Genomic DNA, 26,303 nt, shown 5'->3' with positions numbered 1-26,303 from the left:
ATGTCAGATCGTACGATTGGAATTTTAGGTTTGGGGATTTTCGGGAGTAGTGTCCTAACGGCCCTAGCCAAGCAAGATATGAATATCATTGCCATCGATGACCACGCCGAGCGTATCAATCAATTTGAGCCTGTTTTGGCGCGTGGAGTTGTGGGCGATATTACAGATGAGGAACTCCTCAGAACTGCAGGTATTGATACCTGTGATACGGTTGTGGTGGCAACAGGGGAAAATCTGGAGTCTAGTGTGCTTGCAGTCATGCATTGTAAGAGTCTAGGGGTACCAAGGGTTATTGTCAAGGTCAAAAGCCAGACAGCTAAGAAGGTGTTAGAAAAAATTGGTGCTGACTCAGTGATCTCGCCAGAGTATGAAATGGGGCAGTCCTTAGCACAGACCATTCTCTTTCATAACAGTGTTGATGTCTTTCAGCTGGACAAAAATGTGTCTATCGTGGAGATGAAGATTCCAAGTGTTTGGGCAGGTCAAAGCCTGAGCCAGCTGGATTTACGTGGCAAATATAACCTCAATGTCCTAGGATTTCGTGAACAAGAAAATTCACAGCTGGATGTCCAGTTTGGACCTAATGACCTCTTGAAGGCAGATGCCTATATTTTAGCAGTCATTAACAACCAGTATCTAGATGACTTGGCAGAATTAAATTCGTAAGGAGGGGGATCCCCTCTTTTTTGATGTCCAAAATAGCAAATAGAGATAGCAACCCTTGTATTCTAATAAAAGTCCTTCAAAGTCTGGACTTTATGGTAAAATAGAAAGAAGTGACAAGAGAGAGTAAGAAAAAATCAGTCCCCTAAAGGAGTAGATCATGAAGTTATTGTCTATCGCCATCCCTAGCTATAATGCTGCAGCCTATCTTCATTACTGTGTGGAGTCGCTAGTGATTGGTGGTGAGCAAGTTGAGATTTTGATTATCAATGACGGGTCCCAGGACCAGACTCAGGAAATAGCTGAGCGTTTAGCCAGTAAGTATCCTAGCATCGTTAGAGCCATCTATCAGGAAAATAAAGGCCATGGCGGTGCGGTCAATCGCGGCTTGGCGGAGGCTTCTGGACGTTACTTTAAAGTAGTTGATAGTGATGACTGGGTGGACCCTCGTGCCTACTTGAAAATTCTTGAAACCTTGCAGGAACTTGAGAGCCAGGGGCAGGAAGTTGATGCCTTTGTGACTAATTTTGTCTATGAGAAGGAAGGTCAGTCTCGTAAGAAGAGTATGAGTTACGAGTCAGTTTTACCTGTTCAGCAGATTTTTGGCTGGGACCAGGTTGGAAATTTTTCAAAAGGCCAGTATATCATGATGCACTCGCTGATTTACCGGACAGATTTGTTGCGAGCGAGTCAGTTCCAACTGCCTGAGCATACCTTTTATGTCGATAATCTTTTCGTCTTTACCCCCCTTCAGCAGGTCAAGACCATGTACTATCTACCTGTTGATTTCTATCGTTATTTGATTGGGCGTGAGGACCAGTCAGTCAATGAGCAAGTGATGATTAAGCGTATTGACCAGCAACTCAAGGTCAATCGACTCTTGGTAGACCAGCTTGATTTGTCCAAAGTGAGCCATCCCAAAATGCGAGAATATCTGCTGAATCATATTGAGATTACGACGGTGATTTCCAGTGCCCTGCTCAACCGAGCTGGAACAGCGGAGCATCTGGCAAAAAAACGCCAATTGTGGACCTATATTCAGCAGGAAAATCCAGAGGTCTTTCAGGCTATCCGTAAGACCATGTTGAGCCGTTTGACCAAACATTCAGTCTTGCCAGCTCGCAAACTTTCCAATGTCGTCTATCAAATCACCAAGTCTGTTTATGGATTTAATTAATATAAGTATTTTATAAGAGGGATTTAAGAAAAATTTTAACTTTTTCTTAATCCTTTTTAATTTTAGGAGATTATACTAGAGTCATCAAATAAAGAAAAACTCTAAGGAGAATCCTATGAAATTCAATCCAAATCAAAGATATACTCGTTGGTCTATTCGCCGTCTCAGTGTCGGTGTTGCCTCAGTTGTTGTAGCCAGTGGCTTTTTTGTCCTAGTTGGTCAACCAAGTTCTGTACGTGCCGATGTGGTCAATCCGACCCCTGCTCAAGTTGTACCAGACGCGACTTCGGTGAGTGAAAAGAGCGACTTACCAGCAGAACTTCTCAAAGAAGCAGTCGATACAGCTCTTCCTTCAGAACAGGTAGACTCAACACCTAAAGCAAGCTTGGATGCTACAAGCTCTCCAGAAAAAGCAGATGCAGGTGCTAAAGAGCCAGTAGTAGCACCCAAAGAAGAAGTACAAGCAAAACCAGAATCTAAGAAAGAAACAGAAGATGCGGTTAAACCTGCGACAAATCCTGCGCCTACAGTTTCTGGACAAGACCGTGAAGCAAATGAAGCGCAGCCAGCAACTACCCCAGCTGAAGTCCAAAAAGGCGTAGCTGATAATACTAAAGACACAGTGGACGTTCCAGCAACTTACTTGGATAAAGCTAATTTCCCAGGTCCATTCACAGCTGGTGTTAACCAAGTCATTCCTTACGAGTTCTTCGCCGGTGACGGTATGTTGACTCGTCTTATCTTGAAGGATTCAGACAAGGCCCCATGGTCAGACAATGGTTCAGCTAAAAATCCCGCCCTTCCACCAGTAGAAAACTTAGGCAAAGGTCTTTACTTCTATGAAGTAGACTTGGCAGGAACTCAAGGCAAATCAGATAAAGATCTTCTTGACCTCTTGAAACAAAATGGTACACAAAGTTATAAAGCCACTATCAAGGTATACGGTGCTAAAGATGGTAAGGCCGATTTAAGCAACCTCGTAGCAACAAAAGATTTGGATGTCAACTTGAACGGCTTGACCACTCCAGCTGAAGTGCAAAAAGGCGTAGCTGACAATACTAAAGATACAGTAGACGTCCCAGCCACTTACTTGGATAAAGCGAACTTCCCAGGCCCATTCACAGCCGGCGTCAACCAAGTCATTCCATACGAATTCTTCGCTGGTGACGGTATGTTGACTCGCCTTATCTTGAAAGCATCCGACAAGGCTCCATGGTCAGACAATGGTTCAGCTAAAAATCCAGCTCTTCCACCAGTAGAAAAATTGGGCAAAGGCCTCTACTTCTATGAAGTGGATTTGGCTGGTACCCAAGGTAAATCTGATAAAGAGCTTCTAGACCTCTTGAAACAAAACGGCACTCAAAGCTATAAAGCCACTATCAAGGTATACGGTGCCAAAGATGGCAAGGCTGATTTGAGCAATCTCGTAGCAACAAAAGATTTGGATGTCAATTTGAATGGCTTAACCACTCCAGCTGAAGTGCAAAAAGGTGTGGCCGACAATACTAAAGACACAGTGGATGTTCCATCCTCTTACTTGGACAAAGCCAATTTCCCAGGCCCATTCACAGCTGGTGTCAATCAAGTTATTCCATATGAATTCTTCGCTGGTGACGGTATGTTAACTCGTCTTATCTTGAAAGCATCAGACAAAGCCCCATGGTCAGATAACGGTTCAGCTAAAAATCCTGCTCTTCCACCAGTAGAGAAATTGGGCAAAGGCCTCTACTTCTATGAAGTGGATTTGGCCGGTACCCAAGGTAAATCTGATAAAGATTTGCTTGACCTTTTGAAACAAAATGGTACACAAAGCTATAAAGCTACCATCAAGGTGTACGGTGCCAAAGATGGCAAGGCGGATTTGAGCAACCTCGTAGCGACTAAGGATTTGGATGTCAATTTGAATGGCTTAACCACTCCAGCTGAAGTGCAAAAAGGCGTAGCTGACAATACTAAAGATACAGTAGACGTCCCAGCTACTTACTTGGATAAAGCCAACTTCCCTGGTCCATTCACAGCTGGTGTCAACCAAGTCATTCCATACGAGTTCTTCGCTGGTGACGGTATGTTGACTCGTCTGATTTTGAAAGCATCCGACAAGGCCCCATGGTCAGATAACGGTTCAGCCAAAAATCCAGCTCTTCCACCAGTAGAAAAATTGGGCAAAGGACTTTACTTCTATGAAGTAGACTTGGCAGGCACCCAAGGTAAATCTGATAAAGAGCTTCTAGACCTCTTGAAACAAAACGGTACACAAAGCTATAAAGCTACTATCAAGGTGTACGGTGCTAAAGATGGTAAGGCCGATTTAAGCAACCTCGTAGCGACTAAGGATTTGACAGTGAACTTGAATGGACATCAGTCTCTGATTCCGATGCAGTCAGGTTTCGTCCCATCTTCTAATGGTTCAGCTATGCCGGCTCCAATGATGAATAGTCATCAAGATGCGTCTAAGATGAACGCTCAAATGCCTAGTGCCAATCAAGATGAGATGAAATCTAAAATGCCAGCTGCTAGTCAGGATAAGATGATGACTAACAAAGAGCAGGACAAAACCATGGATGCTAGCCAGCCAATGGCAACACCAAGCATGAAACAAGATCAAGCTCCAGCAGCCTCAAGCAAAGCGTCTGATGAAGGCAAGATGGTATCTACTAACAAGGAGTCAAGTCCAATGATGGCTGATCAAATGAAAGACCAAAAAGACATGCTTCCATATACTGGTGAAGCCCAAACATCAATGGCTACTCTTGGATTCTTTGGACTCGCCTTGGCCGGACTGCTAGGTGGCCTCGGTTTGAAAGCTAAAAAAGAGGAAAATGACTAGTCTAGTTACAGACTTTCTATCTAGGATTTGAAAAATCCATATATCGTTTAGAATGTTCGTAAAGAGATAAAAATAGTGTTATACTATTGTGGTATAGCACTGTTTTTTTCAAAGGAGAGACAGATGGGAAAGACAATTTTACTCGTTGACGACGAGGTAGAAATCACAGATATTCATCAACGTTATCTGGTTCAGGCAGGATATCAGGTTTTGGTGGCCCATGATGGAGTAGAGGCCTTGGAAATCTTCAAGCGAAAAGCGATTGATTTGATTATTACAGATATCATGATGCCTCGGATGGATGGTTATGACTTGATTAGCGAAGTTCAGTATCAATCTCCAGATCAGCCTTTTCTCTTTATCACGGCTAAGACTAGCGAGCAGGACAAGATTTATGGCCTGAGCTTAGGGGCAGATGACTTTATTGCCAAGCCCTTTAGCCCTCGTGAGCTGGTTTTGCGTGTCCACAATATCTTACGTCGCCTTCATCGTGGAGGTGAGACAGAAGTCGTCAGTCTCGGGGATTTACGGATGAATCACGGTAGTCATGAGGTCCAAGTCGGAGATGTGGCGCTTGATTTGACCGTCAAATCCTTCGAACTTCTATGGATTTTAGCCAGCAATCCAGAGCGGGTTTTCTCTAAGACAGACCTCTATGAAAAGGTCTGGCAGGAAGATTATGTGGATGATACCAATACCTTGAATGTTCATATTCATGCTCTTCGACAGGAGTTGGCTAAACATGCTAGTTCAGAAACACCCACCATCAAAACCGTCTGGGGCTTGGGCTACAAAATTGAGAAAGCACGAGGTAGTCAATGAAATTAAAAAGTTATATTTTAGTGGGGTATATCATTTCAACACTCCTAACGATTATCGTGGTTTTTTGGGCTATCCAGCGAATGCTAATTGAAGAAAGAGAAATTTATTTCCTAGTGGGTATGACTCTAGTGGCTAGTTTTATCGGTGCTGGGATTAGTCTCTTTCTCCTATCGCCGGTCTTTACTTCATTGGGCAAACTCAAGGAACATGCCAAGCGGGTAGCGGATAAGGACTTTCCATCAAATCTGGAGGTTCAAGGCCCTGTAGAATTTCAACAATTAGGCCAAGCTTTCAATGAAATGTCCCATGATTTGCAGGCCACCTTTGATTCCTTGGAAGAAAGCGAACGTGAAAAGGGCTTGATGATTGCCCAACTATCGCATGATATCAAGACCCCTATCACGTCAATCCAAGCGACGGTAGAAGGAATTTTGGATGGGGTTATCAAGGAAGGAGAACAGGACCATTATCTAGCAACCATTGGGCGCCAGACTGAAAGACTCAATAAACTGGTTGAGGAATTAAATTTTTTGACCCTAAACACAGCTAGAAATCAGGTGGAAACGACCAGCAAGGACAGCATTTTTCTGGACCAGCTCTTGATTGAGTGCATGAGTGAATTTCAGTTCTTGATTGAGCAGGAGGAGCGAGATGTTCATTTGCAGGTAATTCCTGAGTCTGCCCGAATTGAGGGAGATTATGCCAAGCTTTCTCGTATCTTGGTGAATCTGGTCAATAACGCTTTTAAATACTCAGCCCCAGGAACCAAGCTGGAAGTGGTGGCTAAGCTGGAAAATAACCAGCTTTCAATCAGTGTGACCGATGAGGGGCAGGGCATTGCTCCAGAGGATTTGGAGAATATTTTCAAACGCCTTTATCGTGTAGAAACTTCGCGTAACATGAAAACAGGTGGTCATGGCTTAGGACTTGCGATTGCGCGTGAATTGGCCCATCAATTGGGTGGAGAAATTACAGTCAGCAGCCAGTACGGTCTAGGAAGCACCTTTACCCTTGTTCTCAATCTCTCTGGCAATGAAAATAAAGCTTAAAACCCCTTTACAAATCTAGCAATTCATGGTAAAATGGATTTTGTGTGAAATATCAGCAGGAAAGCATGAAGCTCGTCAACAGGTGTCTTATGATAAGTAACCTTGGCTGTTTAGGCGAAGGGCATCTGCACGAATCAGGGCTTTCTAAGTGACTATTTCCACCGAAATATTATTTATATCAGGAGGACATTTACATGTCACGTTATACAGGACCATCTTGGAAACAAGCTCGTCGCCTTGGCCTTTCACTTACAGGTACAGGTAAAGAATTGGCACGTCGTAACTACGTACCAGGACAACACGGACCAAACAACCGTTCTAAATTGTCAGAATACGGTTTGCAATTGGCTGAAAAACAAAAACTTCGTTTCACTTACGGTGTAGGTGAAAAACAATTCCGTAACTTGTTCGTACAAGCTACAAAAATCAAAGGCGGAATCCTAGGTTTCAACTTCATGCTTCTTTTGGAACGCCGTTTGGATAACGTTGTTTACCGTCTTGGTCTTGCGACTACTCGTCGTCAAGCTCGTCAATTCGTAAACCACGGTCACATCCTTGTTGACGGAAAACGCGTTGATATCCCATCATACCGCGTAACTCCAGGTCAAGTAATCTCAGTTCGTGAAAAATCATTGAAAGTTCCAGCTATCCTTGAAGCAGTAGAAGCTACTCTTGGACGTCCAGCATTCGTATCATTCGACGCTGAAAAATTGGAAGGTTCATTGACTCGCTTACCAGAACGCGACGAAATCAACCCAGAAATCAACGAAGCACTTGTCGTTGAATTCTACAACAAAATGCTTTAATTTTAAGAAATATCTTACAGAAAGCCTACAACAGTGGGCTTTTTGCTTTGTCTTAAAATGTTGATTTCTGGGTTTGTCCCCCTTTTTGTCCCCCTTTACAAAGAACTAACAGCTTTCTCATAAAATGAGACGGCTGTTTTTGCTTTTTCTTTGGAGAGATGACTGTAAGTGTCCATAGTCATAGCCAGTGTAGAATGACCTAGACGGTGTTGTAATTCTTTATATGGTATTCCAGAGTTTAGCAAGAGACTAGCGTGTGTGTGTCTAAAACCGTGGAATCCAATATTAGGTACACCAGCATGTTTGAAACGTGTGTTTAAACGTGTTGCTAGTGTTTTATTGTTTGGGTATTTATGAATAAAATCTGAGAAGACAACAGTTTCAGTCCGACCAAGTTTCCAAGCTTCTTGACGTTGTCTTTTTTGATACACTTTTAAGACCTCTATAGTTTGTGGGTCAATATCAATTGTGCGATAACTTGCCTCAGTTGCTAGCAGAATGACAAGGAGATAGAAGAGATAAAAATGTCTCTTAATTCCTTACCAAATGGTATGGAGAATGGACTTGAACCAAGAGCGAACACCGAGAAAATGCAAAAAAAGCACCTAGAATAATCTAAGCGCTCAAGAGTAGTGGACGGTGTGCCTGTCCCGTCATCTCAAACTATGAAGTTGCGTAGCGACACTATCATTTCTACCTCACTTCTCTTTAAACTAATTATACTATAAGGAATACCAGTGTGACCACTAACCAAGTAGAAAAGAAACTAAAAAGCATTAAAAATTTTGAAAAAGCAATTCAGAGACTAGACTTAGAATTGAAGATAAGTGATTGTATGATGTAGGACGTGAGATATTCGCAAGACGATTTATAGATAGATTAAAGCTATTTCAGTTATATGAGGTACTGGTTGATTTTATCAGTAATTTCAATTTCTTTGATTTCATCTTCAAAGAGTTTTGTCCATCTGGTTCCAGAATTAACAGATAATCCATCAAGTTCTTCATCATAGACATCTTTGTCTTCGTAAAGAGCTACGCCTTTAAATATTTGGCCATCAATATCGGTGATTCTGACAACCTTATTATTAAATTTTCTAAGATCCATCAGTCTCTCCTTTCAGTCTGTTATATTATTGGAATTCCATTAACATAAGCTTCTTTAGCCTCCGCAAGGGTCATTTCATTAGGGCCACCATCTATATTAGTTTCTCCTGTGTTTTGCCACTGACAGACGTCACAGATGTCATACACTGCTGTAACAGTACCACATACTGGACAATGGACATATTCTCGACCATTAATGATTATCAAATTCTCTTTTCCAGTCTTATTCATTTAAGGTTACTCCCAACACTATACAAATATATTAGCTATTTCTATACACTACTTTTTCAATATCATTGATTGTAATTGTTATGGTATCCCAGTCTTTCGGGGAATCTCCTATGTCAGCAATAAAAGTATCTTCACTTAACTTTTCGACAATTGTCGCCGTTTGACTGTTTTTTAACAACACTGTATCAAATTCTCGAATTTTTACGATTTTTCTCCTTGCGTAAGCTTCTTTGGCTTCAGCTAGAGTCATTTTATTCGGGCCACCGTCAATATTTATAATACCAGTATTATGCCAACGACAGACATCACAGATATCATAGTCCATAACCTCAGTTCCGCAAACAGGGCAATTTAACCATAAATATCCATCAATTTCCCAAGTCTTTTTTGATCTATCCATATAAATCCCTCCTCCATAAACTCGCCAAACCAGTCTTTTTGGTGAACCGTGAGTATCAACCCACCTTTCCATCATTATACTGCAAATCGATGGGGATTACTAATAATTTAGTGTGTTTTCTAGATGTGGTATGATAGTATTATTAGGTAATAAAAAAAGGACGTTTGACCGTGCTAGTTTCTTGCCTGCTGAACTCAAGCACAGCCTGCGGCTAGCTTCCTAGTTTGCATTTTGATTTTCATTGAGTATAAGAAATCAAATCATGAGAATTAAAGAGATAGAAAAGGCTACTTACCATTTTCTAAAAAGCTATCGTAATGGTCTCTTGTTGATTGAATATTAGGATAGGAAAGTTTATAATGAAGTTAAAGTAAAGGAGGTTTCGTTTTAGATATGATGATACCACCAAGCAAAGAGCTGTTGATTTTTTATAATCAAATTCATGAGTGGGTAGACCAAGTTTATCCTGACAAAGATATGCCTCGTGTATCTTTTAAAAAGAACACTCCTAAGTCTGTTTTAGATTTATTTGATAGTATTAAATCTAAAATAGGTTTTGATTACCAAGAACATAAGTATTAAAATAATAATTATGGATAAATTAAACACGAAAAATAAGATAATTGATGTTTATAAAATAGCGCATCGTCTTGTTTCTATTACTGTTGAGAATCCTGATTTTTCAGATTTGAAAATCAATCATGCTGTGAGAATTGGAGAAAAAGAGTATAGGGTGCATAGTGTTCCTATGATTTGTTCAACTCCCCCTAAATCTATCTTTAGTTTAGATACTTTTACAATTGACTACACAGAGGACGACTTGATGAATAAAGTGGCGGTATTTACGCATAGGGAAGTATTTAAAGATGATTAAAATTTCAATTAGTTTGTTACTAGATGCGATTGAAGATAACATAAACGACGAAGAGCTCCAATCTATCGATTTCGAGAGTCATATTAGAAAAATTACAAAAGAATTCCAGGGAGAAAATGGTGAATTCTTAGTAAAAGAAGAAGCGTTTGAAACACTACCTTTAGATAGAAATAAAAAGGATAAAATCATTGAGCAAATAAAGCAAAATAGTCAAAATGTTTTCGAAGACGATTTCGATACCTTGTTGCAATTATATTTTTGAGAGTCAAGAATAATTCCAGTGCCTTATTTTACACTAAATAGAAAATGACAAAGATTGATAAACAAATTATTACGATGTACAGAATAGAAGATAGCTCGTCTAAGAGGCAGTATTCTATTGTGAGTGGAGCTTGTAAAGGTATTGCAACTATCGATAAAACTACTTTGGAATATAGCTATGTTGGAGATGATTTAGGACAATTTGCTTCGGTTGTCAAAGATACTTTGATTAAAAGTATTAAATTAGGAAAAGAGTTACCAGATAAATTTTCATACGGTTTTGGATAAGTTGTGGAATATCTTATATAGGAGAATCAAGATATATTATGGCAATATTTGATGATTTACGAGCATTGTATGACAATGGTTGGGACGCTTCTTTTGATTATAAGAATCAAGTATGTGGTATTTTCCCTAATTCTGTTCATGATATTTTAGTGGTGATTGGAGATAATGAATATAAAGTGTCATCTTTTGATGAGTTAATTTCTTTACAGATTAAAGGGAAAACTTTGCTGGAAATCATGAGTGAGGTGGAAGTGCAATATGGTTGAAGGATACTAGAGAAAAGATAGGTAATAAATTTAAATGCACGGATTGAAAATTGAGAAAAAAGTGCTATAATGAAGACATGAAGGATAGAGGTTGAGAATCTGTCACCAACGCGCCACTTATAGTGGGTCGAGAAATGCAGGAGCCCCGACAGTCCTGCCTATCCTTGCAAATCAATCAGCCCTTAGCTACGAATCTATGGGCTTTTTGCTTTGTATTAAAACGTTGATTTCTGGGTTTGCTTAGAGATTTGTTAGTAAGGTTATTTGTGTATCTAAGTCTATCTATTCCAAGAATGACGCGATGTTGATGATATAAATCTGGTATGATATAATATTTTGCCCCCCTCACTTTAATGAAGAGAGGTGTTGCCGATGTTAGAAATTATCATCACAATTTTTCTAGCACCCTTAGTAGTCAATATTTTGACAACCTTGTTTGAGAAATGGCTTAACTCACGCAAGAAATAACCTTTAAGGGGCAATAAGCCAAAAAAACCTCAACGCGGGAACGTTGGGGCTTTTTGTTGCCTTGTTAGACAATTATCATCACTGTAAACCAATTTTAACACAACCCCTCCTATATTTCAAGCTTTTGTTTTGATATTCATCAGAGTGTGTTTGTGGTTTGAGTCCACTTTACTGAAATTAGCCCACGCGCTTCTAGCCTCCATTCTACAGCAAAGAAATCAACTCTTTTCTAGGGGATTTCCGCCCTCATTTTTGTCTTTTGTGCTAAAATAGACTTATAAATTGAAAATAAGGAATGTTTATGAAATCGGGTAATGGTTTTTGGAAAGGCTGTCTCTATTTTTGGGGCTTCTTGTTCTTATTAGGCCTGTTGGTCCAATATGCTCTTCCGCTTGCGGCTTGTGTCCTGCTAGGCTATGGTGGTTATCGCCTCTATAAACGTTGGCGCTATCCTCTTTTGCAGGATCGTTCGCTCGATGATCGGATTGAGCTTTTAAAAGCTCGGATTCGTCAGGCGGACAAGGATATTCAGCAGTTAGAGGGAGTCTTGGTAGAGAAAGGATCAGAGTCCTATAAGAGTCTGGCCAATCAAGTATTAATCGAACTGCGGGAAATCCATCAGGAGGCGGATCGTCTCAAGTCCTATATCGATGCTGATGTCTACAACCGTATTGACAAAAAGGTTCGTACAGTAAGGGCAAACATCGATGTTCAGCTAGAACGTTTGGATAGAGAAAGTCAGGTAGATCTTGAAAATGCGGAGCCAGAGGAACTAGCTCCAGAATTGTCCCAGACCTTGGCTAATATTGCCATTGACCATCAGGCAATTTTAGACAAGATTGCCACCTCTGCTGAGGGGGATAAGGAAGAATTGACTGCCATTCATAGTTTGAAGATGGAGAAATTCCAAACGATTTTAGAAGGCTATTTAAAGATTAAGGCCAATCCTAAAAACTATAATCGAGCCGAAGAACGTTTGCAACAAGCTAAAGCAGCTATCGAACAATTTGACCTTGAGCTGGACCAAGTCCTGAGAGAACTCAATGAAACAGATATGCGTGATTTTGATATCAGTCTGCGTATCCTAGAAAAAGATCGTAAAGAATAGGTTAGAAACAAAGGAGTAACCATGACAGAATTTAATTTTGATATTGACCAGATTGCCAATAATACGGTAGCTAAGGTGGATAAAACAACCCAAATCATCGAGACAAATACTGGCTCAGACAAGACCTTGACCTTCCTTGAAAAGTTGAGCCCTGAGCAGCAAGAGGGGATCAAGGCACACGTGCCCCAGTTAGTAGACCAGTTTGTCGCAAATCAAAATGCTCTTTTGGATTTTGGACAATCTGCTGTAGAAGGTGTGAACAATACGGTCAATCGTATCTTGTCAGAACAAAAGAAATTGCAGATTCCCCAAGTGGATGATCTACTCAAAAATACCAACCGTGAGTTGCAAGGCTTTGTAGTCAAATACAAGAACGCTGAAATTGCTGAGCTAGAAGAGAAACCAAACTTTTTGCAACGATTGTTTAACAAGAGCAAGAATACGTTACAGGAATTTTACTTTGACTCAAAAACAGTGGAGCAAAAGCTAGATGGCATGGCTGCCGCAGTAGTCAAGCAAGAAGATGTGCTAGCTCGAAATATTGTCTCTGCTGAGATGTTGATTGAGGACAATACCAAATCCATTGAAAATCTAGTGGGAGTAATTTCCTTTATCGAAGCTAGCCAAACAGAAGCTGGCAATCGCGCTGCAGAACTGAAAGCTCAAGTTGACCAACTCGATACAAGTACGGTAGAATATCAGACTAAATCACAAGAATTGGCCCGCATGGCTGAAGTGGTCAATACCCTCGAACAACAGCACACCGAGTATGTCAGCCGTCTCTATGTGGCCTGGGCAACAACACCTCAGATGCGCAATCTTGTGAAGGTTTCCTCAGATATGCGCCAAAAATTGGGCATGCTTCGTCGCAATACCATCCCGACAATGAAGCTTTCTATTGCCCAACTTGGTATTTTGCAACAATCCATGAAATCAGGTGTTGTAGCTGATGCCATTGTCAATGCCAATAATGCTGCCCTTCAGATGTTAGCTGAGACCAGCAAGGAAGTGATTCCGCAGATGGAACGAATTGCCCAAAGCCCGACAGTCGCTGTCGAATCGGTTACCAAACTGGCTGAAAGCCTGGTTGCTCAAAATCAAGGTATCGTCGCAGCTATTGAATTGGGACGCCAGAAACGTGCCCAACTAGAAACAACCATCGTCAAGTCCGCAGAAATGATCAACGATTCTGTCAAACTACGCGATGAGAAAATCGTCCAAGCTCTTCTAGATCAAGGAAAGGCTGCTCAGAAAGAAGTACAAGAATAACACACAAGTCCCTTGTAATGTAGATTTGCAGGGGATTTTGGATTTTTCTATATATCCGAACATCTAATTTATTTCACAAAAAATGTAGTCATTCGAATGATTTGTCTTGCAATGTACTGAAATTAACAAAAAGAAAAAACGCTGATCAAGCGTTTTTCTTCTGTATTGATTCGTATTGAATGCTTACTTAACTTCTGTAAACACAACGTGTTTGCGAAGTTTTGGTGAGTATTTCTTCAATTGAAGACGGTCTGGAGTGTTACGTTTGTTTTTAGAAGTAAGGTACAAGCGTTCACCAGATTCTTTGTGTTCAAGTGTAATATTTACGCGCATGGTATCTCCCTTCTATTATTCAGCTGATGCAGCTTTAGCGATTTTACGTCCTTTGTAGTATCCTTTAAGTGATACACGGTGAGAACGTGAGTAATCTCCAGTAGTTTCGTCAAAGTTTACAGATGGAGCTGTTACTTTGTAGTGTGTACGACGTTTGTTTTTCTTCGCTTTTGAAGTGCGACGTGCAGGTACTGCCATTTTGATTTCTCCTTTAGGTATTTATATTCGATTCAATCTACTGATTTTCATCAACCATACTAGGATAACACATTTTTTTTGTAAAGTAAAGTTACTTGACAAAAAAAGATGAAAAAAATAGAAGCCATTCAATCTAATTAATCAAAATTTTCTGAAAATTCAAGAATTTTCTTCTGTTCATTGCTTTTAAAATGTGCTATAATAGTAAAAACTGAAATGGGAGGGAACAAATGACTGAATTAGATAAACGTCACCGCAGTAGCATTTATGACAGTATGGTAAAATCACCAAACCGTGCTATGCTTCGTGCGACTGGTATGACAGATAAGGACTTTGAAACACCGATTGTGGGAGTGATTTCGACTTGGGCGGAAAATACACCATGTAACATTCACTTGCATGATTTTGGGAAATTGGCGAAAGAGGGTGTCAAATCGGCAGGTGCTTGGCCTGTACAGTTTGGTACCATTACCGTAGCGGACGGGATTGCTATGGGAACGCCTGGTATGCGTTTCTCTCTAACATCTCGTGATATCATTGCGGACTCTATCGAAGCGGCTATGGGTGGTCACAACGTGGATGCCTTTGTTGCTATTGGTGGCTGTGATAAGAATATGCCTGGTTCTATGATTGCCATTGCTAATATGGATATCCCAGCTATTTTCGCCTATGGTGGTACCATTGCACCGGGAAATCTTGATGGCAAAGATATTGACTTGGTTTCTGTCTTTGAAGGAATCGGGAAATGGAACCACGGTGACATGACAGCTGAGGACGTGAAGCGTCTTGAATGTAATGCCTGCCCTGGCCCTGGTGGCTGTGGTGGTATGTACACAGCTAATACCATGGCGACCGCTATCGAAGTTCTAGGGATGAGTTTGCCAGGTTCTTCATCTCACCCAGCTGAATCAGCTGACAAGAAAGAAGATATCGAAGCAGCAGGACGTGCTGTTGTTAAGATGCTGGAGCTTGGTCTCAAACCATCAGATATCTTGACTCGTGAAGCCTTTGAAGATGCCATCACTGTGACCATGGCTCTCGGTGGTTCTACAAATGCCACTCTTCACTTGCTTGCTATTGCCCATGCGGCTAATGTTGACTTGTCACTTGAGGACTTCAATACGATCCAAGAGCGCGTGCCTCACTTGGCCGACTTGAAACCATCTGGTCAGTATGTCTTCCAAGACCTCTATGAAGTCGGTGGTGTCCCTGCGGTTATGAAGTACTTGTTGGCAAATGGTTTCCTTCACGGGGACCGTATCACATGTACTGGTAAGACTGTCGCTGAGAACTTGGCTGACTTTGCAGACCTTACACCAGGTCAAAAAGTTATCATGCCACTTGAAAATCCAAAACGTGCGGACGGTCCGCTTATCATCTTGAACGGGAACCTTGCCCCTGACGGTGCGGTTGCCAAGGTATCAGGTGTGAAAGTACGTCGTCACGTTGGTCCAGCTAAGGTCTTTGACTCAGAAGAAGATGCTATTCAGGCCGTTCTGACAGATGAAATTGTTGATGGCGATGTAGTCGTTGTGCGTTTCGTTGGACCTAAGGGTGGTCCTGGTATGCCTGAGATGTTGTCACTTTCATCCATGATCGTTGGTAAAGGTCAAGGAGACAAGGTTGCCCTCTTGACAGATGGACGTTTCTCTGGTGGTACTTATGGTCTGGTTGTTGGACATATCGCCCCTGAAGCTCAGGATGGTGGACCAATTGCCTACCTCCGTACAGGCGATATCGTTACGGTTGACCAAGATACCAAAGAAATTTCCATGGCCGTATCCGAAGAAGAACTTGAAAAACGTAAGGCAGAAACTACCTTGCCACCACTTTACAGCCGTGGTGTCCTCGGTAAATACGCTCATATCGTATCGTCTGCTTCACGCGGAGCCGTGACAGACTTCTGGAATATGGACAAGTCAGGTAAAAAATAAACTCAAAAAGCAAGCCAATTTTAGCTTGCTTTTTTTCATCTTCAAAAGTAATTTGCCTGCTTAACGAGGTGGCAGTCCAAGGGCAATGCGGCCGTAGCGACTGATTCGTGTAATCTTCCAGGCAGGCGACCAAGTAACTTCAACCTTGACATCTTCGATACCCTCGATTTGTTTCAGACCTGCAACGATTTCGATAGGCAGGCTTTCGGCGCAATCACAGGCGGTATCAGTGAAGGTCATGACAATCTTACAGAGACCTGTTTCGTCTAGATTGATTTCATAAATCAGCCCTAGATTGTACACATCCAATTCCACATCTGTATCAAAAACCTTCTCTAGTTTTTCGATAATTTGGTCTTGCAAGGCCAAAGCGCGGTCATTGATTTTGATATCGTCTCTCATTACAGTCCCTCCACGTGATAAATATCCTCTATTTTCTCATAATTCTGACAATTTGGCAAGTTTTTGATGAATTTTCTGAAAAAATATGATAATATAAAGAAAATGCTAAATCAAGGGGAAGCCTATGGAGCAGATTGGAAAAGTCTTTAGACAATTACGAGAGTCAAGAAATATCTCGCTGAGACAAGCAACTGGGGAACAATTTTCGCCGTCTATGTTATCTCGATTTGAAACAGGTCAGAGTGAGCTTTCGGTGGAAAAGTTTCTATTTGCCCTAGAAAATATATCTGCCAGTGTAGAGGAAATCCTCTTTCTGGCGAGAGGTTTTCAGTATGATACAGATTCTGAGTTGAGAAAAGAAATCATAGATGTCTTGGATCCAAAGAATATAGCACCTCTTGAGGGCTTGTATCGCAGGGAGTATCAAAAGCATGCCCATTCTCAAAACAAACAGAAACATATTCTAAATGCCATTCTTATCAAGTCTTATATGAAGAGCATGGACGAAAGGGTAGAGTTAACGGCAGAGGAGGGGAAAGTCCTTCATGATTATTTGTTTTCTACCGAGATTTGGGGAATCTATGAACTCAATTTATTTTCAGTCAGTTCTCCCTTTTTATCTGCTTCTCTTTTTACTAGATATGTACGAGAAATGGTACGTAAATCTGATTTTCTAATGGAAATGTCTGGTAATCGAAACCTTTTTCATACGATACTATTGAATGGTTTTTTAGCCAGCATTGAGTGTGAAGAATTTACCAATGCCTCTTATTTTAAACGTGTTATCGAAGAGCATTTCTACAATGAAAATGAAACCTATTTCCGAATTGTCTATTTGTGGGCGGAAGGTCTCCTTGATAGCAAGCAAGGCAGAGTCAAGGAAGGTCAGAAAAAGATGGAAGATGCTGTCCGTATTTTTGAGATGCTCGGCTGTAATAAATCTGCCGAATACTATAGAAAAACCTCCGATTGTTGAATATCTGCAAACTAAGAAAACTATTTGAAATTTTAAGCGATAGAACTGTTGGGCTCTCTCGTGTCACTGGAGAAATTCTATCGTTTCTTTTTGCTCATTTCATTTGTTGCATATATTCAAAAGTTTTTCCTCTAAAATTTCTAAGTGCTATACTATAGTCATACTTCACATAAAACTTCGAACAAGAAGGGAGATTATCTATGAAACTATTGTTTAGAAATCAAGCTTATCGACTCTTGACTTTGTCACGCTTCTTCAATGCTTTTGGTGCTTCAATTTTTAACCTGGTCTTTATCGTCTATGCATCGACCCTGCCACAAGCCTCCTTTGCTGTTGCTATGGCGAATATTGTCATGATTATTCCGACTCTCTTTACAGTTTTTGTAGGGATTCGGGCAGATTACACGAGGGATAAGGTCAAATGGATGGTCTATAGCGGTTTGTTTCAGGCGGTTTTATTTTTTCTAGCAGCCCTAGTTGTTCAGCAAGCTAGTCTCTTTGCCTTTTCTAGCCTGTGTTTGATCAATGTCATTAGTGATGTCATCAGTGATTTTGCAGGTGGCCTGCGCATGCCTCTTATTAAGGAAAAAGTAGCTGAAGATGATCTAATGGAGGCTTATGCTTTTTCACAGTTTATCACCTATATTTCAGCCATTGGTGGTCAAGCTTTCGGAGTGTGGCTCTTAGGTCTATCAGTCAACAATTTTTCCCTCGTTGCGGGAATCAATGCCTGCTTTTTCCTAGTATCAGCCTTTGTTCTCTTTTTAGGAAAAAGCAAATTAAGCCTGTCAATGTCATCTGCTGATGGTGAATCACTAAAAAATGAGAAGCTTTCTATCAAAGACCAGTTCCTAACAATTTACCGAAATTTACGTCTTGTTTTTCTTAAAGGTGGACAGAAAAACTTTGGATTCATGATCTTTGCTGTCTTGCTTATTAATGCCTTGGGTGGGGCTTTAGGAAGCATCTATAACATCTTCTTTTTGAGCCATTCTCTCTTGAATTTTTCTTACACAGAGGCACTATTTATCAATCAATTCTGTGTTTTAGTAGCAATCATCATCAGTAGCCTTACGGGCAATGATTATTTTGGGAAGCAGTCTTTGCCTAGATTGATGATGTGGGCGACCGTAGGACTCAGTCTAATTGGTCTAGCTAATTTATTCAATCAAGTCGTACTTGGTTTACTATTTCTCTTTTCAACTCTGTATGTGTGTGGTAAAGTTCAACCAAAGATTAGTGCCATGCTCATGAAAAATCTAGCTCCAGATGTTCTAGCTCGTACCAGTAATTTTTTAGGTTTATTGTTTACTTTATCCATACCTGTGGGAACAGCTTGTTTTTCACTTATAGCTGTGTGGAATATACAGTTGACTTGGATGCTATTTGTTGGTCTCTCCTTGATAGCTATTCTTTTGACAGTTATTAATCTCAAAAATGATATCTAAATCCTAATTTTTTTCATACTGTCTTAATCCCTCTATTTATGGTAAAATAAGACTATTAAGTTTAAAGAGGATTCCCTATGAAATTACAAAAACCAAAAGGAACGCAGGATATTTTACCTGCTGAGTCTGCCAAATGGCAGTACGTTGAAGGCTTTGCCCGTGAAATTTTCAAGCGCTACAACTACGCAGAAGTGCGCACGCCTATTTTTGAGCATTACGAGGTCATCAGCCGCTCTGTCGGAGATACAACAGATATCGTAACTAAGGAAATGTACGATTTCTATGACAAGGGTGACCGCCATATCACCCTCCGTCCAGAAGGAACTGCGCCCGTTGTCCGTTCCTATGTGGAAAATAAACTCTTCGCGCCAGAAGTGCAAAAGCCAAGCAAGTTCTACTACATGGGCCCTATGTTCCGCTATGAGCGTCCACAGGCAGGACGTTTGCGTCAGTTCCACCAGATTGGTGTTGAGTGTTTTGGCTCTAGCAATCCAGCTACCGATGTGGAAACCATCGCTATGGCAGCCCATTTCTTGAAAGAAATCGGCATCCAAGGTGTCAAATTGCACCTTAACACTCTTGGAAATCCTGAGAGCCGCGCGGCCTACCGCCAAGCCTTAATTGACTATTTGACACCGCTCAAGGAGACCTTGTCTAAGGATAGCCAACGTCGTTTGGAGGAAAATCCTCTCCGTGTCTTGGACTCTAAGGAAAAAGAAGACAAGGTAGCAGTAGAGAATGCGCCTTCTATCTTGGACTTCCTTGATGAAGAAAGCCAAGCTCATTTTGATGCTGTGCGTCAGATGTTGGAAAATCTTGGTGTAGACTATATCATCGATACCAATATGGTGCGTGGTCTGGACTACTACAACCACACCATTTTCGAGTTCATCACAGAAATCGAGGGCAATGACTTAACAGTCTGCGCGGGTGGTCGCTACGATGGTTTGGTTTCTTACTTTGGAGGCCCTGAAACTGCTGGCTTTGGTTTTGGACTTGGTGTAGAGCGCCTGCTTCTCATCCTTGAAAAGCAAGGTGTAACTCTCCCTATCGAAAACGCACTGGATGTCTATATCGCAGTCTTGGGAGAAGGAGCAAATGTAAAAGCCCTAGAACTAGTCCAAGCTCTTCGCCAACAAGGTTTCAAAGCAGAGCGTGATTACCTCAACCGTAAACTCAAAGCTCAGTTCAAATCAGCCGATGTCTTTGCGGCTAAGACCCTCATCACCCTAGGAGAGAGTGAAGTCGAAAGCGGACAAGTGACGGTCAAGAACAACCAAACCCGAGAAGAAGTGCAAGTGTCACTTGATGCAATCAGCAAAAATTTCTCAGAAATCTTTGAAAAACTAGGATTTTAATAACAGAAAAACTGGTCAGAAAACTACTCTGACCTTTTTCTTTTGCAAAATGACAAAAATCATAAACTTTTTGACAAATATACTTGTCAAAAAGAAAAAGATGTGTTACAATGTAAGCAAGTTAAGAGAAAAGGAGAAAGGAATGCTTAAAAATCGTTTAAAAGAGCTTCGGGCTCGCGATGGTCTGAATCAAACCGAACTGGCCAAGTTGGCAGGGGTTTCCAGGCAGACCATTAGCCTACTGGAACGGGACGAGTACACCCCGTCCATTATCATTGCCCTGAAAATATCTCAAATTTTCAACGAAACAGTCGAATCGGTATTTCGCTTGGAGGAGGACGAGTGATGAACAAGTATAAAGTAATCTATTATGTAGTTGCCATAGCTTTATTAGTCAGCGTATTTCTATTGATTGGGATGGACTTAGGCTGGTTTAATCCCTATCAAAGTAACCAATTTATTTGGGCCTACTTTGCTCTTATCCCAGTCGTTGACTGGATTGAAAAGAAAGCAAAAAATCTAGCAAGTGAAAAAGGAGAATGAATATGAAAAAGAAACGTGGCTTGTTATTTTTAATTCCTTTTGTCTTGGGAGTTTTCTTGTACATGTTTGTAGATATGTTGAAGACTGGTGCCGAATTCCACGGAATTATGTTAGATGTAAAAATCTTGATACCATGGATATCAGCTATTTGTTTACTATTAGGTTTCGTTGGCATTGTTTTGACGTTTAATTTCTTAAAGAAAAGCAGAAAATTTCACTCCTTGTATCAAGAGGAAATGGATGATGATTTGAATGAAACCTATTATGTGCAAATGTATCGTAATCTTGAGTTTGGAAACATTACTTTTAATATTACAGCCGTAGCGATTGTATTGGCTCTCTTCATTTCAGGAAGCGAAGTAATTGTACTCGATGTAAGTCGTATAACATTTTCCCTTTCCTTTTTGGAATTAGTACTGTATTTACAAAGCCAAAAATATCTTTTTAAAACAATTGCGCTTGTTCGTAAGCTTGATTTGGCATTTTTCTCTACACCAAAGGATATCTTAGAGCATTTCGATTCTTACGATGAAGGGGAGCGCAAGGCTAATTTGGAACAGAGTTTTCGAATTTTATTCCAATTAAATCAGTATGTCTTACCAGTCTTATATATTTTTCTTTTTATCATTTCTTTCTTGATAGGAGAGATTCAGTTACTAGCTTTCTTGCTTGTCGGAGCAATCCATGTTTATATCAATGTGATGCAGTTACCTATGGTAAAACGCTATTTTAAATAGGAGATCTATATGAAATTACTTAAAAATTTTGGCTGGTTTCTTCTAGCCATTCTATCCTTTTTCTTTATCTATGGCTTTATTCAAGGGCTCGCGACTACTTCGCTTGCCTTAGGCGCTTCACCCTATGCTGTTACCCTACTCTATGTGGCCTTGGCTGGAGTTTATGTGTACGGCATTTACAAATGGTATCAGAAAGGTCCTGTTCGTATTGAGAAGAGTGGCTTCAACCGATTTATTTGGCTTCCTGCCTTGGTTTGGTTCTTATCTCTGGTTGTCCAGTTTTTCTTGCCAAATGATCCTTCAGTAAATCAGCAAATAGCGATAGACTTGACCTTGTCTCAACCACTTTTCTCATTCTTTGCGGTCGTTATTTTTGCTCCTTTGACGGAAGAACTTATCTTTAGAGGGATGTTGGCACGCTACCTCTTTCCTAAGCAGGACAATAGCAAACAAACTCTGCTTTTTCTTCTGGTATCTAGTCTTCTGTTTGCCTTGATTCATTTCCCAGGTGATGTGCAACAATTTTTAGTCTATACTAGTCTTGGTTTTAGCTTGGGCTTGGCTTACATTAGCAGAAAAGGTCTGGTCTACAGTATTTCTCTCCACGCTTTGAATAATTTAGTCAGCTTTTTGATGATTCTCATGCTATAATAGAGTCAGGAGGTCACATGAAACGAGTAATTTTATTAGCAGTGATTCAAGCAGTTGTTCTATTTTTCATCATTGGGGCGCTAGCTTATGCCTTTAAGGGCGATTTCTTCTACAACTATCTAGCAGTTGTCTTTGCCCCTATTGCAGGTGTCTTGCGCTTTGGGACAGCTTATACAACAGAAATTGTCTTGCCTCGAAAGGCAGCCGAAATTGCTGAAAAGCGTAAAGCAGGCAACAATTCAAAATAAAAGAGTCCGATGAAGTTCATCGGATTTTTATATGGCTCTAATTTTTATAATCTTCACCTGATTTTTAAAGACTGGTAAACTTTTCTGCTGATTTTCATGAAGAGCCTGCGCTTTTATGGTAAAATAGTAACAGAATAAAAGAGGAGAGAAACAATGAAACGTAGTATGTATGCTGGTCGTGTTCGTGAGGAACACATCGGACAAGAAATAACCTTGAAAGGATGGGTTGGCCGTCGTCGTGACCTTGGTGGTTTGATCTTTATCGACCTTCGTGACCGTGAAGGAATCATGCAGTTGGTTATCAACCCTGAAAAAGTCTCTGCAGAGGTCATGGCAACAGCTGAAAGCCTTCGTAGCGAATTTGTTATCGAGGTGACTGGTCAGGTCGCTGCGCGTGAGCAAGCCAATGATAAGTTGCCAACTGGTGCAGTTGAGTTAAACGTGACAGCTCTGACAGTGCTTAATACAGCTAAGACAACACCATTTGAGATTAAGGATGGGATTGAGGCCAATGACGATACGCGTTTGCGTTACCGTTATCTTGACCTTCGTCGTCCAGAAATGTTGGAAAATCTTAAACTTCGTGCTAAAGTGACCCACTCTATCCGCAACTACTTGGATGAGTTGGAGTTTATCGACGTGGAGACACCATTCCTTTCTAAGTCAACTCCTGAAGGGGCGCGTGACTACTTGGTGCCATCTCGTGTGAATAAAGGGCATTTTTACGCGCTTCCTCAAAGTCCACAGATCACGAAACAGCTCTTGATGAATGCTGGTTTTGACCGCTACTACCAAATCGTTAAATGTTTCCGTGATGAGGACTTGCGTGGAGATCGCCAGCCTGAGTTTACCCAGGTCGACTTGGAAACATCTTTCCTTACTGAGCAAGAAATCCAAGATATCACAGAAGGCTTGATTGCGCGCGTGATGAAGGAAACAAAAGGCATCGAAGTAACGCTACCATTCCCTCGTATGAAATACGATGATGCTATGGCTCTTTACGGTTCTGACAAACCTGATACCCGTTTTGACATGTTACTTCAGGACTTAACAGAAGTTGTCAAAGGTGTAGACTTCAAAGTCTTTTCAGAAGCACCTGCTGTAAAAGCAATTGTAGTCAAAGGAGCTGCGGACAACTATTCACGCAAAGACATTGACAAGATGACGGAAGTAGCTAAACAGTACGGTGCCAAAGGTCTTGCCTGGGTCAAGGTGGTTGATGGAGAATTAAACGGACCAGTTGCTAAGTTTTTGACTGGCATCCAAGCAGAATTGACAACAGCGCTTGCTCTTGAAGATAAGGACCTCGTTCTCTTTGTGGCGGATACGCTTGAGGTAGCCAATGCAACACTTGGTGCCCTTCGTGGACGTATTTCCAAAGAGCTTGGCTTGATTGATAACGATAAATTTAACTTCCTTTGGGTGGTTGACTGGCCAATGTTTGAATGGTCTGAAGAAGAAGGCCGCTACATGAGCGCCCACCATCCGTTCACACTTCCACAAGAAGAGACTGCTCACGAACTAGAAGGTGATTTAGCTAAGGTTCGTGCCATTGCTTACGATATCGTCTTGAACGGTTATGAGCTTGGTGGTGGTAGCCTTCGTATCAATCAAAAAGACCTTCAAGAACGCATGTTTAAGGCTCTTGGGTTCTCAGCCGAAGAAGCAAATGACCAGTTTGGTTTCCTTCTTGAAGCCATGGACTATGGTTTCCCACCACACGGTGGTTTGGCTATCGGGCTTGACCGATTTGTTATGCTCTTAGCAGGAGAAGAAAATATCCGTGAAGTCATCGCCTTTCCTAAGAACAACAAGGCAACTGACCCAATGACACAAGCTCCTTCAACAGTAGCTCTCAAACAACTAGAGGAACTCAGCTTACAAGTAGAAGAAGATGAAACAAGCAAAACGAATTAAGCGGTGGCGCTATTATCTGCGCCGCTTTGCTTATCAGATAAAAATTTTACGTGTCTTACAAAGCATCTCTCGCGAAAAGTATGATGAGAAGATTTCGGCCTCTCTGGTCTATGGTTTTTTATCAGCAGTGGCGGTCAATTTCTTTTTCCAACCGGGGCATGTGTATTCGAGTGGTGCGACAGGTTTGGCACAGATTATCTCTGCCTTGAGTAATCACTGGTTTGGTTTTCATATCCCGATTTCGTTGACCTTCTATGCCATTAATTTCCCTTTGATGGTCTTGGCTTGGTATCAAATTGGGCATAAGTTCACCGTCTTTACCTTTATAACGGTATCCATGAGTTCCTTCTTTATCCAGTTTGTCCCTGTGGCGACCTTGACGGAGGATCCCATTATCAATGCCCTTTTTGGGGGTGTTGTCATGGGCTTGGGGATTGGTTTTGCTCTTCGAAACAATATCTCCAGTGGTGGGACGGATATCGTCAGCCTGACTATTCGCAAGAAAACGGGTAAGAATGTTGGTAGTATTTCTTTCTTGGTAAATGGGACTATCATGCTGATAGCAGGCTTGACCTTTGGTTGGGAATACGCTCTCTACTCTATGATTACCATCTTTGTCTCTAGCCGTGTCACAGACGCTGTCTTTACCAAGCAAAAACGGATGCAGGCCATGATTGTGACCAATCATCCAGAGAAGGTAATTGAAAAAATCCATAAAAAATTGCACCGCGGTGCAACCATGATCCACGATGCAGAAGGAACCTATAATCACGAAAGAAAGGCAGTTTTAATCACTGTCATTACACGTGCAGAGTTTAATGAATTTAAACAGATTATGAAACAGGTGGATCCAAGCGCCTTTGTCTCTGTCTCGGAGAATGTTCATATTTTGGGACGGTTCGTTGAAACAGATAATTAGTGATCAAAAAAACCAGCTCGAGCTGGTTTTTATTTTTCGATAATTTTGTGGGCAATCAACTGGCGATAACAAATTTGTTTATTGCTTTTAGCATCATTGATGATCTGGAGAATAGTTTCAAAGGAAACACGACCAAGCTCCAAACTATTGATATCGACATAGGCTGCCAAGTTGAGCTTGGGATTGACTGAGTCGAAGCTGAGGACAGGGACATCCAGTTGGTGTTTTGCGATGTAATCACAGACCCCTGCAGCAAGGAGACTATCAATGGTAATAATAGCGTCAATATTTGGATCGTGTTTGAAGAGAAGTCTACTAAAGCGATAACCATTATCTTCAAGAAATTCAGTAGCAAAGTAAGTCAGATTAGTATCGAGAGGAAGTTGGTATTGTTTTAGAGCTAGCTCGTAACCTGTCAGACGGTCTTGTGTTACGAAGAGTCGCTTAGTACCTCCGATAAAGGCAATTCGCTTGCATCCTTTTTTGATGAAATACTCTGTCGCATCAAAACCAGCTTGGACATTGTCATTATCGACAAGTGGAATGAAGGGAGATAGAGATTTACCTAAGATAAGGAAAGGAAATTGCTCGTCTGCTACTAACTTAACCAAAGGGTCCTCTTCTTGGGCATAGAGGAAAATCAAACCATCTACACGCTTACCATAGACCATCTGAGAAATAGCTTTAAGACGCTCTTTGGCATCTTTACCTGTCGCGATCTGAATGGCGTAGTGGTTTTCAGAGGCGACTTGGGCGATACCACGGAGGACAGATGGGAAGAAAGGATTTTGATAGAAGGCGTCTGAGTCGTCAGGAAGCACCAAGCCGATAACTTGGGTATAACTGCTTACCAAACTACGAGCGTTGAGGTTGGGGTGGTAATTGAGCTCCTTCATAGCCTTACGAACACGTTTTTTTGTTTCGTCGCTAATGGTTGATTTATTTTGAATAACACGGGTTACAGTTGAAGGCGAAACACCAGCAGCCTTGGCCACGTCTTTAATCGTAACGGGCATAAAAATCT

The 26,303-nt window shown here is 41.1% G+C and carries 30 protein-coding genes and 2 pseudogenes; 24 read left to right on the top strand and 8 right to left on the bottom strand.

Annotated elements, in window-relative coordinates; all coding sequences use genetic code 11:
* The 6 genes from ABKJ27_RS09005 to rpsD all read left to right on the top strand — a co-directional run bounded on the left by ABKJ27_RS09005 (position 1) and on the right by rpsD (position 7,344).
* On the top strand, positions 1-666 hold the full coding sequence (locus ABKJ27_RS09005) for a potassium channel family protein (protein ID WP_410011723.1): 666 nt from the start codon (positions 1-3) through the stop codon (positions 664-666).
* Between the two features lie 157 nt (positions 667-823).
* The gene (locus tag ABKJ27_RS09000) at positions 824-1,840 is read left to right on the top strand and encodes a glycosyltransferase family 2 protein (protein WP_410011722.1); all 1,017 of its coding nucleotides are present in this window, start codon (positions 824-826) and stop codon (positions 1,838-1,840) included.
* 115 nt (positions 1,841-1,955) lie between these two features.
* Positions 1,956-4,667, top strand: a complete 2,712-nt coding sequence (locus tag ABKJ27_RS08995; protein ID WP_410011721.1) for an SSURE domain-containing protein — start codon at positions 1,956-1,958, stop codon at positions 4,665-4,667.
* 123 nt (positions 4,668-4,790) lie between these two features.
* A complete protein-coding gene (locus ABKJ27_RS08990) occupies positions 4,791-5,489 on the top strand; it encodes a response regulator transcription factor (RefSeq protein ID WP_261056585.1) in 699 nt (232 codons plus the stop codon).
* Positions 5,486-6,538, top strand: a complete 1,053-nt coding sequence (locus ABKJ27_RS08985; protein WP_410011720.1) for a sensor histidine kinase — start codon at positions 5,486-5,488, stop codon at positions 6,536-6,538. Before ABKJ27_RS08990 ends, ABKJ27_RS08985 begins: the two co-directional genes overlap by 4 nt.
* A gap of 194 nt (positions 6,539-6,732) precedes the next feature.
* Positions 6,733-7,344: a 30S ribosomal protein S4 gene (gene rpsD / locus ABKJ27_RS08980; RefSeq protein ID WP_000092756.1), complete on the top strand. Its 612-nt coding sequence runs from the start codon at positions 6,733-6,735 to the stop codon at positions 7,342-7,344.
* 95 nt (positions 7,345-7,439) lie between these two features.
* Here rpsD and ABKJ27_RS08975 read toward each other — a convergent pair.
* From ABKJ27_RS08975 to ABKJ27_RS08960, 4 genes and pseudogenes are all read right to left on the bottom strand, one after another.
* Positions 7,440-7,832: pseudogene (locus ABKJ27_RS08975) on the bottom strand (site-specific integrase); the annotation flags it as partial.
* A gap of 406 nt (positions 7,833-8,238) precedes the next feature.
* Positions 8,239-8,451: a hypothetical protein gene (locus ABKJ27_RS08970; RefSeq protein ID WP_410011719.1), complete on the bottom strand. Its 213-nt coding sequence runs from the start codon at positions 8,449-8,451 to the stop codon at positions 8,239-8,241.
* A 20-nt stretch (positions 8,452-8,471) separates the two neighbouring features.
* Positions 8,472-8,681, bottom strand: coding sequence for a CPCC family cysteine-rich protein (locus tag ABKJ27_RS08965; RefSeq protein WP_410011718.1), 210 nt, complete (start codon positions 8,679-8,681; stop codon positions 8,472-8,474).
* Between the two features lie 214 nt (positions 8,682-8,895).
* Positions 8,896-9,081, bottom strand: a pseudogene (locus ABKJ27_RS08960) (CPCC family cysteine-rich protein); the annotation flags it as partial.
* A gap of 393 nt (positions 9,082-9,474) precedes the next feature.
* On the opposite strand from ABKJ27_RS08960, the gene ABKJ27_RS08955 reads away from it, so the two are divergent.
* The 7 genes from ABKJ27_RS08955 (at position 9,475) to ABKJ27_RS08925 (ending at position 13,615) form a co-directional block, all read left to right on the top strand.
* On the top strand, positions 9,475-9,663 hold the full coding sequence (locus ABKJ27_RS08955) for a hypothetical protein (RefSeq protein ID WP_120770697.1): 189 nt from the start codon (positions 9,475-9,477) through the stop codon (positions 9,661-9,663).
* A gap of 10 nt (positions 9,664-9,673) precedes the next feature.
* Positions 9,674-9,955, top strand: coding sequence for a hypothetical protein (locus ABKJ27_RS08950; protein WP_410011717.1), 282 nt, complete (start codon positions 9,674-9,676; stop codon positions 9,953-9,955).
* A complete protein-coding gene (locus ABKJ27_RS08945; protein WP_410011716.1) occupies positions 9,948-10,217 on the top strand; it encodes a hypothetical protein in 270 nt (89 codons plus the stop codon). Before ABKJ27_RS08950 ends, ABKJ27_RS08945 begins: the two co-directional genes overlap by 8 nt.
* Positions 10,218-10,261: 44 nt before the next feature.
* Positions 10,262-10,504 carry a hypothetical protein gene (locus ABKJ27_RS08940; RefSeq protein ID WP_410011715.1) on the top strand — a complete coding sequence of 81 codons (243 nt, stop codon included), beginning with the start codon at positions 10,262-10,264 and terminating at the stop codon, positions 10,502-10,504.
* A 38-nt stretch (positions 10,505-10,542) separates the two neighbouring features.
* A complete protein-coding gene (locus ABKJ27_RS08935; protein WP_203213058.1) occupies positions 10,543-10,770 on the top strand; it encodes a 16S rRNA processing protein RimM in 228 nt (75 codons plus the stop codon).
* A gap of 769 nt (positions 10,771-11,539) precedes the next feature.
* The gene (locus tag ABKJ27_RS08930) at positions 11,540-12,346 is read left to right on the top strand and encodes a hypothetical protein (protein WP_261064649.1); all 807 of its coding nucleotides are present in this window, start codon (positions 11,540-11,542) and stop codon (positions 12,344-12,346) included.
* Between the two features lie 21 nt (positions 12,347-12,367).
* Entirely contained in the window at positions 12,368-13,615 is a 1,248-nt protein-coding gene (locus tag ABKJ27_RS08925) for a toxic anion resistance protein (RefSeq protein ID WP_410011714.1), read from the top strand.
* 183 nt (positions 13,616-13,798) lie between these two features.
* On the opposite strand, the gene rpmG is transcribed toward ABKJ27_RS08925, so the two are convergent.
* Complete coding sequence (rpmG, locus tag ABKJ27_RS08920) at positions 13,799-13,948, bottom strand: 50S ribosomal protein L33 (protein ID WP_001265622.1); 150 nt, start codon at positions 13,946-13,948, stop codon at positions 13,799-13,801.
* Between the two features lie 15 nt (positions 13,949-13,963).
* Positions 13,964-14,146 (bottom strand): 50S ribosomal protein L32, encoded by a 183-nt coding sequence (gene rpmF, locus ABKJ27_RS08915; protein ID WP_000290417.1) that lies wholly within the window; start codon positions 14,144-14,146, stop codon positions 13,964-13,966.
* Positions 14,147-14,376: 230 nt separating this feature from the next.
* Here rpmF and ilvD point away from each other — a divergent pair, with 230 nt between their 5' ends.
* Positions 14,377-16,080 (top strand): dihydroxy-acid dehydratase, encoded by a 1,704-nt coding sequence (gene ilvD, locus ABKJ27_RS08910; RefSeq protein WP_000137343.1) that lies wholly within the window; start codon positions 14,377-14,379, stop codon positions 16,078-16,080.
* Between the two features lie 60 nt (positions 16,081-16,140).
* Here ilvD and ABKJ27_RS08905 read toward each other — a convergent pair whose 3' ends face one another.
* The gene (locus ABKJ27_RS08905) at positions 16,141-16,482 is read right to left on the bottom strand and encodes a metal-sulfur cluster assembly factor (protein ID WP_001204052.1); all 342 of its coding nucleotides are present in this window, start codon (positions 16,480-16,482) and stop codon (positions 16,141-16,143) included.
* Positions 16,483-16,606: 124 nt separating this feature from the next.
* On the opposite strand from ABKJ27_RS08905, the gene ABKJ27_RS08900 reads away from it, so the two are divergent.
* From ABKJ27_RS08900 to ABKJ27_RS08855, 10 genes are all read left to right on the top strand, one after another.
* Positions 16,607-17,458 carry a helix-turn-helix domain-containing protein gene (locus ABKJ27_RS08900; RefSeq protein WP_410011713.1) on the top strand — a complete coding sequence of 284 codons (852 nt, stop codon included), beginning with the start codon at positions 16,607-16,609 and terminating at the stop codon, positions 17,456-17,458.
* Positions 17,459-17,658: 200 nt separating this feature from the next.
* The gene (locus ABKJ27_RS08895) at positions 17,659-18,906 is read left to right on the top strand and encodes a transporter (RefSeq protein ID WP_410011712.1); all 1,248 of its coding nucleotides are present in this window, start codon (positions 17,659-17,661) and stop codon (positions 18,904-18,906) included.
* 77 nt (positions 18,907-18,983) lie between these two features.
* The gene (hisS, locus tag ABKJ27_RS08890; RefSeq protein ID WP_410011711.1) at positions 18,984-20,264 is read left to right on the top strand and encodes a histidine--tRNA ligase; all 1,281 of its coding nucleotides are present in this window, start codon (positions 18,984-18,986) and stop codon (positions 20,262-20,264) included.
* Between the two features lie 142 nt (positions 20,265-20,406).
* Positions 20,407-20,610, top strand: coding sequence for a helix-turn-helix transcriptional regulator (locus ABKJ27_RS08885; RefSeq protein WP_025173208.1), 204 nt, complete (start codon positions 20,407-20,409; stop codon positions 20,608-20,610).
* The gene (locus ABKJ27_RS08880) at positions 20,610-20,807 is read left to right on the top strand and encodes a hypothetical protein (protein WP_410011710.1); all 198 of its coding nucleotides are present in this window, start codon (positions 20,610-20,612) and stop codon (positions 20,805-20,807) included. The genes ABKJ27_RS08885 and ABKJ27_RS08880 overlap by 1 nt, the downstream gene beginning before the upstream one ends.
* Positions 20,808-20,809: 2 nt before the next feature.
* The gene (locus ABKJ27_RS08875) at positions 20,810-21,544 is read left to right on the top strand and encodes a DUF3169 family protein (RefSeq protein ID WP_410011709.1); all 735 of its coding nucleotides are present in this window, start codon (positions 20,810-20,812) and stop codon (positions 21,542-21,544) included.
* A gap of 9 nt (positions 21,545-21,553) precedes the next feature.
* On the top strand, positions 21,554-22,195 hold the full coding sequence (locus ABKJ27_RS08870; protein ID WP_410011708.1) for a CPBP family intramembrane glutamic endopeptidase: 642 nt from the start codon (positions 21,554-21,556) through the stop codon (positions 22,193-22,195).
* A 17-nt stretch (positions 22,196-22,212) separates the two neighbouring features.
* A complete protein-coding gene (locus tag ABKJ27_RS08865) occupies positions 22,213-22,443 on the top strand; it encodes a hypothetical protein (protein ID WP_000832185.1) in 231 nt (76 codons plus the stop codon).
* Between the two features lie 153 nt (positions 22,444-22,596).
* A complete protein-coding gene (aspS, locus tag ABKJ27_RS08860) occupies positions 22,597-24,360 on the top strand; it encodes an aspartate--tRNA ligase (protein ID WP_410011707.1) in 1,764 nt (587 codons plus the stop codon).
* Complete coding sequence (locus tag ABKJ27_RS08855) at positions 24,338-25,279, top strand: YitT family protein (protein WP_049547004.1); 942 nt, start codon at positions 24,338-24,340, stop codon at positions 25,277-25,279. The genes aspS and ABKJ27_RS08855 overlap by 23 nt, the downstream gene beginning before the upstream one ends.
* A 29-nt stretch (positions 25,280-25,308) precedes the next feature.
* Here ABKJ27_RS08855 and ABKJ27_RS08850 read toward each other — a convergent pair whose 3' ends face one another.
* Positions 25,309-26,295, bottom strand: a complete 987-nt coding sequence (locus ABKJ27_RS08850; RefSeq protein WP_001145419.1) for a LacI family DNA-binding transcriptional regulator — start codon at positions 26,293-26,295, stop codon at positions 25,309-25,311.
* Between the last annotated feature and the right edge of the window lie 8 nt (positions 26,296-26,303).

The sequence above is a fragment of the Streptococcus sp. KHUD_011 genome (assembly GCF_046352925.1).
Lineage (GTDB): Bacteria > Bacillota > Bacilli > Lactobacillales > Streptococcaceae > Streptococcus.
This window is presented reverse-complemented; position numbering and strand designations above follow the sequence as displayed.